The organism is Desulfosarcina sp., assembly GCF_041551955.1.
Classification (GTDB): Bacteria; Desulfobacterota; Desulfobacteria; order Desulfobacterales; family Desulfosarcinaceae; genus Desulfosarcina.
In genome coordinates, this window is record NZ_JBFELV010000109.1 from 1 (window position 1) to 13,049 (window position 13,049).

General features: G+C 52.0%; 15 protein-coding genes. 4 read left to right on the forward strand and 11 right to left on the reverse strand.

Features of this window, described 5'->3' with window-relative positions:
- The 7 genes from msrA to ABYV26_RS10400 all read right to left on the reverse strand — a co-directional run.
- A partial coding sequence (gene msrA / locus ABYV26_RS10370; RefSeq protein WP_372680718.1) for a peptide-methionine (S)-S-oxide reductase MsrA occupies nt 1-615 on the reverse strand: 615 nt, incomplete at its 3' end.
- A 293-nt stretch (nt 616-908) separates the two neighbouring features.
- Entirely contained in the window at nt 909-1,232 is a 324-nt protein-coding gene (locus ABYV26_RS10375; RefSeq protein ID WP_372680720.1) for a hypothetical protein, read from the reverse strand.
- A gap of 29 nt (nt 1,233-1,261) precedes the next feature.
- Nucleotides 1,262-1,951, reverse strand: coding sequence for a PDZ domain-containing protein (locus tag ABYV26_RS10380; RefSeq protein ID WP_372680722.1), 690 nt, complete (start codon nt 1,949-1,951; stop codon nt 1,262-1,264).
- 12 nt (nt 1,952-1,963) lie between these two features.
- Nucleotides 1,964-2,701 (reverse strand): trypsin-like peptidase domain-containing protein, encoded by a 738-nt coding sequence (locus tag ABYV26_RS10385; protein ID WP_372680724.1) that lies wholly within the window; start codon nt 2,699-2,701, stop codon nt 1,964-1,966.
- A 91-nt stretch (nt 2,702-2,792) separates the two neighbouring features.
- Entirely contained in the window at nt 2,793-3,197 is a 405-nt protein-coding gene (locus tag ABYV26_RS10390) for an Hsp20/alpha crystallin family protein (RefSeq protein ID WP_372680726.1), read from the reverse strand.
- Between the two features lie 29 nt (nt 3,198-3,226).
- Nucleotides 3,227-3,688 carry an Hsp20/alpha crystallin family protein gene (locus ABYV26_RS10395; RefSeq protein ID WP_372680728.1) on the reverse strand — a complete coding sequence of 154 codons (462 nt, stop codon included), beginning with the start codon at nt 3,686-3,688 and terminating at the stop codon, nt 3,227-3,229.
- Nucleotides 3,689-3,748: 60 nt separating this feature from the next.
- The gene (locus tag ABYV26_RS10400) at nt 3,749-4,315 is read right to left on the reverse strand and encodes an Hsp20/alpha crystallin family protein (protein WP_372680730.1); all 567 of its coding nucleotides are present in this window, start codon (nt 4,313-4,315) and stop codon (nt 3,749-3,751) included.
- A 357-nt stretch (nt 4,316-4,672) separates the two neighbouring features.
- On the opposite strand from ABYV26_RS10400, the gene ABYV26_RS10405 reads away from it, so the two are divergent.
- The gene (locus ABYV26_RS10405) at nt 4,673-5,293 is read left to right on the forward strand and encodes a hypothetical protein (RefSeq protein WP_372680732.1); all 621 of its coding nucleotides are present in this window, start codon (nt 4,673-4,675) and stop codon (nt 5,291-5,293) included.
- A gap of 141 nt (nt 5,294-5,434) precedes the next feature.
- Nucleotides 5,435-6,124 carry a J domain-containing protein gene (locus tag ABYV26_RS10410; RefSeq protein ID WP_372680733.1) on the forward strand — a complete coding sequence of 230 codons (690 nt, stop codon included), beginning with the start codon at nt 5,435-5,437 and terminating at the stop codon, nt 6,122-6,124.
- A gap of 169 nt (nt 6,125-6,293) precedes the next feature.
- On the opposite strand, the gene ABYV26_RS10415 is transcribed toward ABYV26_RS10410, so the two are convergent.
- The 3 genes from ABYV26_RS10415 to ABYV26_RS10425 all read right to left on the reverse strand — a co-directional run bounded on the left by ABYV26_RS10415 (nt 6,294) and on the right by ABYV26_RS10425 (nt 8,356).
- Nucleotides 6,294-6,425 (reverse strand): hypothetical protein, encoded by a 132-nt coding sequence (locus ABYV26_RS10415; RefSeq protein WP_372680735.1) that lies wholly within the window; start codon nt 6,423-6,425, stop codon nt 6,294-6,296.
- A 115-nt stretch (nt 6,426-6,540) separates the two neighbouring features.
- Nucleotides 6,541-7,632, reverse strand: coding sequence for a sensor histidine kinase (locus ABYV26_RS10420; protein WP_372680737.1), 1,092 nt, complete (start codon nt 7,630-7,632; stop codon nt 6,541-6,543).
- 13 nt (nt 7,633-7,645) lie between these two features.
- Nucleotides 7,646-8,356 carry a response regulator gene (locus ABYV26_RS10425; RefSeq protein WP_372680739.1) on the reverse strand — a complete coding sequence of 237 codons (711 nt, stop codon included), beginning with the start codon at nt 8,354-8,356 and terminating at the stop codon, nt 7,646-7,648.
- 504 nt (nt 8,357-8,860) lie between these two features.
- Here ABYV26_RS10425 and ABYV26_RS10430 point away from each other — a divergent pair.
- On the forward strand, nt 8,861-10,525 hold the full coding sequence (locus ABYV26_RS10430; protein ID WP_372680740.1) for a M14 family metallopeptidase: 1,665 nt from the start codon (nt 8,861-8,863) through the stop codon (nt 10,523-10,525).
- A 73-nt stretch (nt 10,526-10,598) separates the two neighbouring features.
- Here the strand turns inward: ABYV26_RS10430 and ABYV26_RS10435 are convergent, their stop codons facing one another.
- Nucleotides 10,599-11,180: a DNA-3-methyladenine glycosylase I gene (locus tag ABYV26_RS10435; protein ID WP_372680742.1), complete on the reverse strand. Its 582-nt coding sequence runs from the start codon at nt 11,178-11,180 to the stop codon at nt 10,599-10,601.
- 247 nt (nt 11,181-11,427) lie between these two features.
- Here ABYV26_RS10435 and ABYV26_RS10440 point away from each other — a divergent pair.
- Nucleotides 11,428-13,049 (forward strand): HDOD domain-containing protein (locus ABYV26_RS10440; RefSeq protein WP_372680744.1); only part of this gene is annotated, 1,622 nt, incomplete at its 3' end.

A 13,049-nucleotide genomic window follows, 5' to 3' on the forward strand; every position in this document is an offset into this window, starting at 1 on the left:
CTCCAGGAACTGGTCCCGGCCGGAACCGGAACGGTACCAGTTATAACGAATCGAATTCTTTTTGTAATAGTCCTGGTGGTAGTCTTCGGCCTCATAAAAGGACCCCAGGGGGAGGATGTCGGTTACGATCGGCCGGTCGAAGCGGCCGGAAGCGGAAAGCGCTTTTTTCGAGGCTTCGGCGATCTTCCGCTCCTCATCGGTGGCATAGAAAATGGCACTGCGGTACTGATCGCCCCGATCCACGAACTGGCCGCCGGCATCGGTGGGGTCGATGTGGCGCCAGAGTATATCCAACAGCTGGCTGTAAGAGATCTTGGCTGGATCGTAGACGACCTTGATGGCTTCTATGTGGCCAGTGCCGCCGGCAGACACCTGCTTGTACGTGGGGTTTTCCATGCGTCCGCCGGTATAGCCCGACACGGCCTCGATAACGCCATCAATTTTTTCAAAATCCGATTCCGTGCACCAGAAGCAGCCGCCGGCAAAGACGGCCGTGCGTGCATTCTCGACCATTTTATCCATGGGTTTCTCCATTTCATTGTCCATGCTTCTGACCTGCTGGTAGCCGAAGAAGACCGCGATCAGCACCAATACTGCAACAATTGTATTTTTCATTACACACCTCCTGATTTCTGTCCGTTACCCTGCGTTCATGGACAGAAGATAAGACCCCCATTTAAGGGCCTTGTAATGTTAAAGTAAAGATTAGGTAAAGATTTTCAAGGGGAGGGGAGTGGGGGGACTTTGGGATTTAGGGATCGGGGTGTCGGTGATTCGGCGCCCTAACTTGTACTTGAACTGATAGATTTCCAAGAATGGTATTTGCATGATGGTGCTATCTTATCCCGATGGTGTTGACCCCTCAAGCCGCCCATCAATAAAATTTAGGTTTAGCTCAAACCCTTTTCTCACGCTGGCTTTTTCAGAACACTTTTTAGACGCCGATCGATCTCTACCATTTTGGCTTCATCTTGGGCGACATCCAGCAGAATATTTTTAATCCCAAACTTTTCGGCGATTTCGTCGTCTTGCTCTGCGGAAATTTTTTCAAACACCGTATTTCCCAATTCTGCCAATCGCCTGGTTACCTGAGTTTCAAGTCTTACTTTTTCACGTCTTAATCGTGTTAGCTCAATTCCTTCACCTGCTTTTTCAGTGATCGAATGAACAGCAGCTATGGTTGAATCAAAACCGGCCTCCATGCCTCTTTGTATTCTATCCCAAAGTTTCATTTTCTCCTCCATTTAATACGGTTTTATACCTATTCTAATTGAAAACTGATGTAACGGAAAAGTTGTCTATCCCTGACCAATAAAAGCAGCTTTTTACTTTCCTGGGATGCTTGAAATGCTTTATCGAACTCGGCTACATTGCTGACATTTGAGCGATTGACCTCGATGATCAGCATACCGGGACGCAACCCGGCCAATGTAGCCGGAGACCCCGCTTGTACATTTGAAATAAGTACCCCTTGAATATTCTTGTAAACAAACTTTGCTGATATTTCATCGGTCAAATCCTGGACGATGAATCCAAGTTTTTCGATTACATCTTGTGATACCAAACGATCACCTTCAGTTTCACTGACACTTCCCAAGATGACCTGAAGGGAATGCTGTTCCCCGTTGCGAATTACCTTCATCTCGATTTCAGTCCCGGGAATTGACAAAGCAATAATATTTCGAAAATGGTCGACGCTTTTTACTGGTTTGCCATCCATTTCGAGCAGAATATCGCCACGCTTGAAGCCATATTTTTCCGCCGGAGAGTCCTCATCCATTCGAGCGATGATTACGCCGTCCGTGCTTTCCAGGTTGAAATAGCTCGCCAGTTCCTGCGTCAATTGCTGAACGCCTATCCCCAAATACCCCCGATCGACTTTGCCATGGGCGATTAGCTGTTCTTTAATCGTCTTGACCATGGTGATTGGTATAGCGAAACCAATGCCCATATAGCCGCCACTTTAGGAAAAAATGGCCGAGTTGATACCGATGGCTTCACCGCGCAGATTGATCAACGGTCCTCCTGAATTACCCGGATTGATGGCGGCACCCGTTTGAATGAAGTCTTCGTAGTCTGTGATGCCCACCGAGGTGCGACCCTTGGCGCTAACCACACCAACGGTCAGCGTATGGGACAGTCCGAAGGGATTGCCAATGGCCATCACCCATTCGCCGATTTCAAGATTCTCCGAATCCCCCAAAGGCAGTACCGGCAGGTTGTCGACGCCTTTGGCCTTGATTAAAGCAACGTCAGATTTTGGATCCGTTCCAACGATCTCGGCTTCAAACTCACGACCATCCTTCAAACGAACCACGATTTTATCGGCCTCACCAACGACATGGTGATTGGTTAGGATGTAACCGTCATCGGAGATGATAAATCCGGACCCCCAGCCTGTTTGATGATATTTTTTAGAGGGCTTCATCTGGGGAAACCGATGCCCGAAAAAGCGCCGAAAAACGTTGTCTTCAAACAATTCGAAAGGATTGTTATATTGAAAGGGGCCTGCAGCGGCTTCAACCGTTTGCTCTACTTTGATGAAGACCACAGTGGGGATTGCCGATTTGGCAATACGGGTAAATGCTTGGGATGCTCCCTGGATGGCGGATATGTCCTCGGCATGGGTCGATGCCAAGGCCGAATGAAAACATGCGAGGCAAAGCACTAGAACAACGAAACACCAAGATGTTTGGGTCATTTTTTTTCATATGGTCCATCCGCTTGATTGATGCGCCCTGACCAATAGGAGACCCGATGTTAGTTATCTCGGGTCTCCCGGTCGTAAGCAATTATCCGGCGGCTACCGCAATCTGGCGGGGGATCGCCTTTTCGGCTTTAGGCAACGTCAGTCGCAGGACCCCGTCCTCAAGTTTAGCTTCGATCTTGCTTTGATCCACTACCTCGGAGAGGGTGAATTGTCGGTAATACCGGCCGATTTCAAATTCGATGAGCACATCTGATTCATCCTTGCCTTCAACCGGTTGCACCTCTCCGGAGATGCTCAACAAGCCATCATTTAAATCAATTTTGACATCGTTGGGGGCCACACCAGGCATATCTGCCAACAAGTTGATTTGCTTTTCGTTCTCGAATATATCTACTTCGGGCGTGAAGACGACGCCGGGTCTGGTTTGCTCGGCTGGGTTGGCCACCTCATGTTTGTCCTTTACCTGAAGTTCTTTGGGTTCAGACATTTTTCATTCCTCCTTTACACAAGCGGTTATCAATTGACGGTTATCTGTTTTGGCTTGGATGCTTCCGACTTGGCAATGGTCACCGTCAACATGCCATTGACCATCTGCGCATTGACTTGGTCCGCATCGATATCGCCTGGCATGCCGATTACACGCGAAAACTTGCCGGCTTCACGCTCCTTACGGTGATAGCGGATGTTTTCGCCTTCGGACGGAATCGTGCGTTCGCCGGTAATGGTCAGGTTTCTGCCGACGACCTGAATATCCAGAGCGTCCGCCTTGATCCCGGGAAGCTCGGCACGAACATAATACTTGTCCTTGTCTTCGGTGAGGTTGACCGCTGGAAATACCCTGGCAGACAGCCAATTGATCCCCGGTCTACCCGTTACGGCTCGGGTGAGTCGATCCATCTGGCGGGACATGTGTTCCAGATCGGCAAACGGATGCTGCCAGCCTACTGACGGAAAATCGAAAAGTCTTCTCGCAAACATGGCTCATTCCTCCTTTGGTTGGTGTTGATGGTTTTTAAGCAGTGGTAAACTGATGGTTAATTACGCGCTTTTCACTTCGATCTGCCTTACATTGGCCTGCTGCGCCGCCATCCTGGGCATGGTGATGGTCAATACGCCATGTTTAAAGGTTGCGGCGATACCCGCCTGGTCGGCATCTTCAGGCAGCGACAACATTCGCTGAAAGGCCCCGTAGCTGCGTTCCATGCGATAGAAATTTTTTTCAGTCTCTTCCTTTTCATGCTTTTTTTCACCGCGGATAGTCAGGGTGTCGTTGACGATTTCCAGTCTGACATCCTTTTCGTCCACACCGGGAATTTCCACCGTGATGGTGTATTCCTTGTCGGTGGCGCCCAGGTCCAAAGTGGGTTTGAGCATGCCTTCGGACAGGTGCGGCAGCAGTGGCCGGTCAAAGCCAAACGGGGTCAGTCCGAAATTGCGAAATGCCTGATCAAAAATCCGGTCGATCTCCTGGTGAAATTGCTGCAGTGGGTTGACGAGTGCGCCGCCTTGTTCCTGTGCGCCTTCACGCTTCACCGGCACGGTCTTGCCGGCGTCCTCTTCTTCTTTTTTGAACCAGTTCCACGGCACCCATTTTTTCATGTCCATTTTTTACCTCCTTTCGCGGTGTTTTACTAAAAAATTTTTAAATAAAAAGTAATGTAATTTTTAATTCTGTCAAGGGGTGCAATGTTATTGGGTTAATTTTTTAACTAACTGTAATAAAACATTTAAATATAGTTAATGCTTGAATTAAAAGTTAAAATAGCGCGCCATAACTGCCACGTTGTTCGTGGGATAACCCAACTCATCCATCACAGCAAGCCTCTTGTTAACTCTTCTGAATGATACATCTTAAACGTTCTTGGCAACCGTTTAGCCTTGAAATTGCCAAAATAGGAATTAAACATGTGTGATGATATTCATTTAATGTTTAAAAAGTAATGTAATACAAGAGTGGCTCTGATGAACGAAGCGAAATCCAAAAACGGCGATCAAACACCTTTGCAATTAGATGGGTTTTCGGATCTGCTGGGGAAAAAATCGGTAAGAGCTACGCTATGGCTGCGGCCTGAAGTGATTTCAGTTCTCAGGATCCTATCCACTCAATTGGGTATCAAGCAGAAATCGTTGTTCGATTTTTTGATGGAAGATATGAAAGCACTGCATTCGATAGCCAAATCGTTGGTACATGGTCGCCTTGACAAGGATAAACGAATCCGAAAAACTTTGGTCGTCAGCCACAAATCCCTGTCTACGCTGCAGGCAGTGGCTGAACAATTTTCTGTATCTCGGGACGATATTGTTGAATTGTTGATACAGCGCCTGCTACCCGTTTTCGAAAAAGAACACAGGCGACAAGCCAATCGTGAAAGGGCTGTTGCTAAAATCAAGGAACATTTCAACCAGGGAATGCCTCTCATGGATGAAATCAGGCGACTGGTGGGAGAGCAAGATTCGCTCTACCGATCGTTCCAAGCGGCAATGGACGCGTATGCAAAAGCTTTTGCCGAAATTGAAACAGTTGTCGACAAAGGCAATCTAATTTATCAATTCCCGATTGAATTTATCAAACGAGATACTTGAGGACGGTGAACAACACGTGCAGGCCTGCGGAACGCATTGCTTACCAATGAAGGATGGATTCTTTTTAGAATCAAGACCTAAAAACAATTGCCTTTTTCAACCGGTGGTACCAGAAAAAGATTAAATAAGAGGAGGTTGCCGATGGCAAAAAGCTATTTTGCAATTCTTGAGGTACCGTCGAACGCAACACCCGTTGAAATCCATTCCGCCTATCGTCGATTGGCCAAGGAGTATCATCCGGATCGTTACGGAGGCGGCGGTGAACCGTTCCGACGAATCCAGGAGGCCTATGCCATTCTGAGAGATCCAGTAAAACGAGGAGCGTATGAAAAAACACTATCAAATGTACCGGTTCGAAGGGCTCCTGTACGCCACTCAAATCCTGAGCCGGAGCCCTTGATACCGGAGAGCAATCTCGCCGATATGGGAGCAATATCACCCATTCGCTCCTTTGAAACGATCGCTCCTTCATTCCATGAAATGTATGATTGGCTGTGGAAAAATTTTTCGACTGTCGAGCCTTCTAAATCGGGACGGGTTAAGAATTTGACCCTCGAAGTTCCACTGACCAGGGAGCAGGCGTTCCGTGGTGGCAACGCGAGAGTATTGGTTCCTGCGCGAGCGATGTGTCCGACATGCCATGGATATGGACATGTTGGATACTATGATTGCTATCGATGCGCGGGTGAAGGAGCGATATCGGGTGAGGTACCCATCTCTGTATCGTTTCCTCCGGGTTTGGTAAAAGACCATTCTGTGATCATCCCCCTGGATCAGGTGGGAATCAGTAACCTAAATTTTATAGTGCAATTTCGTCCCAGGCATCCGTAAAACGGGATAAAATACGATTGAATTGACAAGTATGTTCTGGCTATCCCACAAAAATGGACTTGGCAGTTTCGTGTGCGACTTGCCTTATGTCGCCATAAGTAATTGGATCGTAAACCAATTCCAAGCACCACTACATATGGGTGCAGCTGAATTTCCAGTCCATTCCTGATTACACCGGTAACACGACCACATCACTTTGATGCTTGCCCACATGCGTCACAAGCGTTTGCCACGCAGCCATGTATGGCTCAAGCTCATCGGGTAATTCACATGCGGTCGCTATGATTTTTTCTTTTTTCATAACCCTATCTGAACTTGAGATATTTGATGTTTCATTTTAGTTTTATATCCTCAGGCTCGATGCGCTTTCGATTGATTCGATAATGCTGGATGCGGCACGAGACCTGTTACCTGTCTTAGGTTTGACCGGCATTCGTATCCTCTGACAGGGGCAGGATAAAGCCGATGTGAATGGTGCCATCCCTCAGATCGGCATGAACCTTTCCGCCGTGGGCCTCGACCAGCTCCTTGACGATGGACAGTCCGATGCCGGCGCCGCCATGGTGGCGGGATCGGGATTTCTCGCCTCGGTAAAAGCGTTCGAAAAGATAGGGCAGATCCTCGGGGAGAACGTCGCCGGCGATGTTGGCATAGTCAAGTCGAACCATGCCGGTATCGTCCCCGATAGTGATGTCCACGACAGTTCCCTGGGGTGCATATTGAACCGCATTGTCGGTCAGGTTTCGCAGAACACGCGCGAGGCGGTCCCGGTCGGCACGAATGATTGGAGGCGGGGAGGAGGCATGCAGGCGCATGGTCAGCGATTTGCTGGATAATGCCGGAGCAAAAGTGGTTACGGTGTTATCCACCATCGCTTTAAGGTCGACATCGGTCAATTCAAGTTGACTGCCTGCGGCGTCGGCCCGCGCCAGGGCCAGGACGTCTTCCACCAGTTGGACCAGCCGCAGGGTTTCGTCCTGGAGCAGAGACAGGGTTTTGGGTGCCGGAGGCAGCACACCGTCGTTGAGCGCCTCCAGGTATCCCCGGATGTTGGTCAGCGGGGTGCGCAGCTCGTGGGCCACATCGATCATCAGGGAACGGCGCAGGTGTTCGATTTTTTCCAGGTTTTCCGCCATGCGGTTGAAAGCCCGGGCCAGTCGACCGACTTCGTCCGCAGTGGCCACGGGCACCCGGGCCGAAAACTCGCCGGCGGCTATTTCACCGGTGATGGTGGTCATGCGGGTCAACGGGCCCAGAATACGCCGATTCATCACATAGCTGAGCACGACGGCCAGAAAGATAGCCCCCGCAAAAGCCCAGATTAGGTAGCGGTGAATCGAATCCACAAACATGGCGTGGGCGGGTTCGGGAGATATATGGTATTTTTCCATGAGAGTGACGAAGTAGCCGGCTGCCAGGGTGTCAATGGCCAGCCAGACGACTACCACGGCAAATCCCACGACGATGAGGTTGACCGCAATCAGCTTGATGATCAAGAATTGTTTCATCGTGCTTTTTTCCTCATTGCGGCTGCCGGTCCGCGAACCGATAGCCGACGCCGCGAACGGTGATGATATATTGCGGCTCGGCGGGTGTCGGTTCGATTTTTTGGCGAAGCTTGCCGATGTGAACGTCCACCACCCGGTCGATGACCACTGCCTCGCCCATGGGATAGAGGCGGTCCAGCAGTTCGTCCCGATTGAAGGTGCGCCCCGGGGAAGCCATGAGCGCCGCCATCAGTGCATACTCGTGGGGCGTGAGAGAAACCGGTTCTTTGTTTACGGAAAGCCGGCGCTTTTCCAGGTCCAGGCAAATCGCTCCATGGATCAGCATCCGTTCCGCTTCGCCTGGCGCCGGTGACGTGCGTCGCAGCACAGCCTTGACCCGGGCTACCAGCTCCCGGGGGCTGAAGGGTTTGACCACATAGTCATCAGCGCCTAATGTGAGCCCGGCCACCCGGTCGATCTCCTCGCCCCGGGCCGTGAGCATGATCACCGGCACCTCCGACGTCCGCCTCAAACGGCGGCAAACTTCCCAGCCGTCGACCTTCGGAATCATCAGATCGAGAATCACCAGGTCAGGCTTGTGCTTGCCGGCCAGAGCCAGGGCTTTTTCCCCGTCGCCGGCGGTCACCGGTGAGAATCCTTCTCGCTCCAGATACAGGGTGATCAGGGACGAGGTATTTTCGTCGTCTTCGACCACGAGAACCGTTTTCGCTTCACCTGGCGTCATTCCGTTTTCTCCCGAGTAACGGTTAGGGTTGAATTGCGATAGTGAGCGTATTGCCCGCGGGTTGCCGCGGGGAAGAGTCAATCACCGACCTGCCGACTGGCTGTGATCTTCATCTTGCCTGCATCCCGGCCTTTTCGGTGAAGGCAGACGAAAACAAATTGTAAGCGGCGTGCCTTCGAAAAGCAAGTAGCGGTGATATCCATACGCCCTGCCCATTTCCGGCAGGCTGCAAAAAATAATGGTACCTCCTGTAACTTTTTACATCGGTGCCCGTTTAATTAAGTGGAGAACCCTGTCGATGGCCCTATCTCCTGGCCGCTTCTCTTATTTTTTTCTGAATCTATGGCTTGGCCAAACACAAGCGGTTTTCAACAACCTGTAATTTGCGTGGGCCAGGACAAGACCAACCGCGATTCACCGTCTGAACCGCTGGCATGGCAGCGGCGATTCGGCAGGCGGCAATGGATATCCACCCAGTGAGGAATGAAAAGGAGGCGCGACGAGATGAAACCAAGAAACGTTTTGGTGGCATGTATGTTTCTGCTTTCAGTAACATTTTTTGCGGGCCCGGCACCGGCGGCCGATCCAATTGTCCTGGCCCCCGGGGAGAAGACCATTGTCCGCGTCCATTACCCCAACCAGGAAATAGGCAACAAAGCCATCATTTCCTTCGAAGCCCAGTTGCTGGAAACCAACTATGGCAAGGGCTATCATTTAATGCGGGTTACACGTGAGGATATTGACCGGCTCACCGCCGTAGGATTGAGGGTGGAACCTGACGATTCATGGCCGGCGACGCCGCCGGAGGAGATGACCACCGAAGAAACGGACGAAGACGGAATCCCCAGATACCCTTGCTACCGTTCAGTGGAGGAGACGTTTGCAACTGCCGAACAGATAACCAGAAAATATAAAAAACTGGCCCGATGGGAAGATGTCGGTGACTCGTGGGAAAAAACAGCCGGCATCGGCGGGTTTGATATGCGGGTGCTCGTTTTGACCAATCAACAGATCACCGGCGAGAAACCCGACCTGTTCATCACCGCGGCCATGCACGCCCGAGAATATGCGACAGCTGAGCTGGTGACTCGTTTCGCAGAATACCTGGTGGAGAATTACGGCACCGATGCGGATGTGACATGGATACTGGACCACCATGAAATCCATCTGATGCTTCAGACAAACCCCGATGGGCGAAAGATTGCCGAGGACCACACGTTCTGGCGCAAAAACACCAACGATGCCTATTGCCTGGAGGATTATGACAACCGCGGGGCGGACTTGAACCGAAACTTCACCTTTGGCTGGAACTGCTGCGACGGCTCAAGCGGTGACGAATGCAGCGCCACTTATAGAGGTCCTGTTTCGGCCTCCGAACCTGAAATACAGGTTGTGGAAGCTTATTTAGAAACTATTTTTTCCGATCAGCGCACTGATGACTGGGTCTCTCCGGCGCCCGACGATGCAACCGGCATCTATATCGACGTCCATTCATACGGCAAGCTGGTGCTCTGGCCCTGGGGGTCTTCGGATGACCCACCTCCCAATGCCACCCAACTGCAGACGCTGGGAAGAAAGTTCGCCTACTGGAACGACTACTCACCCGAACAGGCGATTGGTCTTTACCCGACCGACGGCACCAGCGACGAGCATGCCTATGGCCACCTCGGCGTGGCTTCCTACTGCTTTGAAATCGGCACCACCTTTTTTCAACCCTGCAACACGTTTGAGTCGTTTGTCCTGCCCGACAATCTGCCGGCGTTGCTTTATGCGGCCAAGGTCGTGCGCACCCCTTACATTACGCCGTCCGGCCCGGATGCGAGCGATGTCTCCTTGAACATGGATACGGTCACTGCGGGCAGCCAAGTCACGCTGACGGCCACCCTCGACGATACGCGGTACAAGAAACCCAAGGGCAATCAAGGCAAAGAACCCAGTCAATATATTGGTGCTGCCGAGTACTACATCGATACGCCTCCCTGGAATGGCGGTACGGGGATCCCTCTGCAGCCTGCCGACGGTGAACTCGACGATCGCGTTGAGATCGTTACGGGAATTGTCGACACCATGAATATGCAGGGGGGGGAGCACCTCATTTTTGTTCGCGGACAGGACGCCGATGGAAACTGGGGCGCCTTCAGTGCCGTCTTTTTGTATATCGTCCCGTGATCATCGGCAATCCACCCATGGTGGTCTATAAGGCGGTGCCATTCCACGCATGCCGGAGCATGAAGCGGTCACCTTATTTTTCGGACAATTCGCGATGCCTGAAGCAGCCGACCAGGTGATCGTTGACTACCCCCGCGGCCTGTAAAAAAGAGTAGCAGATGGTGCTGCCCACAAAGGTGAATCCCTGCTGCTTGAGTGCCTTGCTGACGGTGTCGGACAAGTCGGTTTTGGCCGGTATCCTATCCAGTGTCTTCCAGTGGTTGCGGATCACCCGCCCCCCGGTGAAGGCCCAGATGAAATCGTCGAAGCTGCCATGGGTTTCCTGCAGGCGCAGAAATGCCTGGGCATTTTTAACGGCGGCCCGGATTTTTAGCCGGTTGCGGATGATGGCTGGGTTGGCCATGGCATCGGCCATGGCTTTTTCAGACATCCCGGCCACGCGCTGCGGGTCGAAGCCATAAAAAACCTGGTGGAAGGCATCCCGTTTGTGCAGCACTGTTTTCCACGACAGGCCGGCCTGAAACGCATCCAGGAGGATGAATTCAAACCACTTGCGGTCGTCGTGGACAGGTACGCCCCATTCTTCGTCGTGGTAGCGCACCATCAACGGATCGTCGCCGGGCCACCCGCAGCGTTGACGTTGTTTCGCTTTCATGCATCGCCTTTTTTTTTCATGTGTTTATCGTGCGGCCCATCAAGTGGCAGCCAAAAGAACAGATCGGATTGCCGGTCTTTGCCCAACACGAAGGGTTGGGTTCCCATCCGCGTGAATCTCCATTTACGGTTATGCCGGATCGCCCAGGCATTTCTGTCCCAGACTCCCAATTGGACTATATCACACTCAAGTTTCAGGGAAAACGGTCGAACTAAATTTTGACACCTGAACCCTGCGAGGCAAAGAAATGATTTTTAATGGAGATTTGAGTAAATATCATCCGGCCGACGCCATCATGTTTCTATCTCAATTGAATCTGAACGGTATTCTTTCCGTCGCCGAAAACCAACGTTTGATTACACTCAGTTTCAAAAACGGGTTCATCATCGATGCCCATTCTGCCAACGGTGACGCGAAAATACTTCAGAGCTTGATTTTCAACCGCCGGGTGACGGCCGATGATGTCAAACGAATCCGCCAGATCCGGACGGAAACGGCGATGCCGATCCGTTCCATTCTTACGCAGATCGACCTGTTTCCCATTTCGACAGTAGCGGACATCCTGCTGACCGGCATGAAAGAGGTGCTGCTGGAGTTGTTTCTGCTCGATGAAGGTGCCTTTAATTTCACGGATACACCGGTCGAGGCCGACGGAGCTGAAACGAAACTGGACGCCCGGATGCTGGCCCTTTCCATTGCCGTCCAGTCTGATGAATACCGTGATTTCCTGAAGGGAATCATTTCCCTCGACCGTGAATTCACAGCTTCCGCCACAGACGTTCAGACCGACGCGCTGACCACCGAGGAGCAGGTGGTTTATCGATTGATGTCCACCTGCCGGACCATTCGACAGGTTCTCGAAAAAGCGCCTTTCGAGAGCAGTGCCGTGATAGCGATTCTCAAGGACTGCATTGAAAAGGGGACGGTAACGCTGATGCCGGCCGATGCGACGGATCAGCCGGCGTCATCGGAATCCAGCGGCGACCCCCTGTTCGGCGCGTTTCGTCAGGCCTTAAAAAAGCTGATGATGAGCGACGATCCATTGAAGCGCATCGAGGCCCTCGTGGGATTCTGCAAGGGTTTTTACAACGGCATACTGATTCTCACCGCCAAAGACGGCCAGGTGGTGCACTGCAAAAAGGTGCGCAGGATGGATGGTCACGGTCTCGACCAGACGTCCGAAAAGGGGCTGTTAGGGGCGCTGGACGACGACCTCGTTTTATCTGCCGTTCACCGTTCCGGCGTCGCTTTTTTCGGGAACCGGTTTCCATCGACGCTATTGGACAGGCTGTCCGGAGCACCTGCATCAGGGGAATGTGCGCTGATTCCTGTTGTTAAAAAGGGTCAAGTGGCGGTCTTCATCTATGTTTTCAGCGAAAGCGGCTATGCGGGTCTGTCCCCTCAGCACTATCTGGAGCTGCTCTCATGGATGGTCGCACCCCGCAATAAGCATACGACTGCCGTGCCTGAGCAGCCCATGCCGGTTGTGCGACCGGATGCCGATGGAAAGCCGCCCGTGTCCGGCCAGATCGGCCCGACAGCGTTGGTGTCCAAGATTGACGAATTGCCGCCCCTTCCCACGCTGGTGACACGTGCGCTCGACATGCTCTCGGATCCAGGTGTGGATATCAAAGCGGTCGAAAAAGTGATCGGCATGGATCAATCCCTCGTTTCCAAATTGATCAAAATCAGCAACTCGGCGCTCTTCGGCGGATTGAACCGTGTCGAGTCCCTTCAGCAGGCACTGACGCGGCTGGGCGCGAAGACGACCAAGAGCCTGGTCTTGTCGGCCTCCATGCAGACCTATTTTCTAAAGAGCAATCCCGGCATGCAGACCTGGGGCCCTTTTTTATGGCAGCACGCGGCCGA

Excerpts from the sequence above, each read along its gene's own strand:
- ABYV26_RS10375 (WP_372680720.1), bottom strand. The coding sequence starts at position 1,232 with ATGAAACTTTGGGATAGAATACAAAGAGGCATGGAGGCCGGTTTTGAT.
- ABYV26_RS10380 (WP_372680722.1), bottom strand. The coding sequence starts at position 1,951 with ATGGGCATTGGTTTCGCTATACCAATCACCATGGTCAAGACGATTAAA.
- ABYV26_RS10385 (WP_372680724.1), bottom strand. The coding sequence starts at position 2,701 with ATGACCCAAACATCTTGGTGTTTCGTTGTTCTAGTGCTTTGCCTCGCA.
- ABYV26_RS10390 (WP_372680726.1), bottom strand. The coding sequence starts at position 3,197 with ATGTCTGAACCCAAAGAACTTCAGGTAAAGGACAAACATGAGGTGGCC.
- ABYV26_RS10395 (WP_372680728.1), bottom strand. The coding sequence starts at position 3,688 with ATGTTTGCGAGAAGACTTTTCGATTTTCCGTCAGTAGGCTGGCAGCAT.
- ABYV26_RS10400 (WP_372680730.1), bottom strand. The coding sequence starts at position 4,315 with ATGGACATGAAAAAATGGGTGCCGTGGAACTGGTTCAAAAAAGAAGAA.
- ABYV26_RS10405 (WP_372680732.1), top strand. The coding sequence starts at position 4,673 with ATGAACGAAGCGAAATCCAAAAACGGCGATCAAACACCTTTGCAATTA.
- ABYV26_RS10410 (WP_372680733.1), top strand. The coding sequence starts at position 5,435 with ATGGCAAAAAGCTATTTTGCAATTCTTGAGGTACCGTCGAACGCAACA.
- ABYV26_RS10415 (WP_372680735.1), bottom strand. The coding sequence starts at position 6,425 with ATGAAAAAAGAAAAAATCATAGCGACCGCATGTGAATTACCCGATGAG.
- ABYV26_RS10420 (WP_372680737.1), bottom strand. The coding sequence starts at position 7,632 with ATGAAACAATTCTTGATCATCAAGCTGATTGCGGTCAACCTCATCGTC.
- ABYV26_RS10425 (WP_372680739.1), bottom strand. The coding sequence starts at position 8,356 with ATGACGCCAGGTGAAGCGAAAACGGTTCTCGTGGTCGAAGACGACGAA.
- ABYV26_RS10430 (WP_372680740.1), top strand. The coding sequence starts at position 8,861 with ATGAAACCAAGAAACGTTTTGGTGGCATGTATGTTTCTGCTTTCAGTA.
- ABYV26_RS10435 (WP_372680742.1), bottom strand. The coding sequence starts at position 11,180 with ATGAAAGCGAAACAACGTCAACGCTGCGGGTGGCCCGGCGACGATCCG.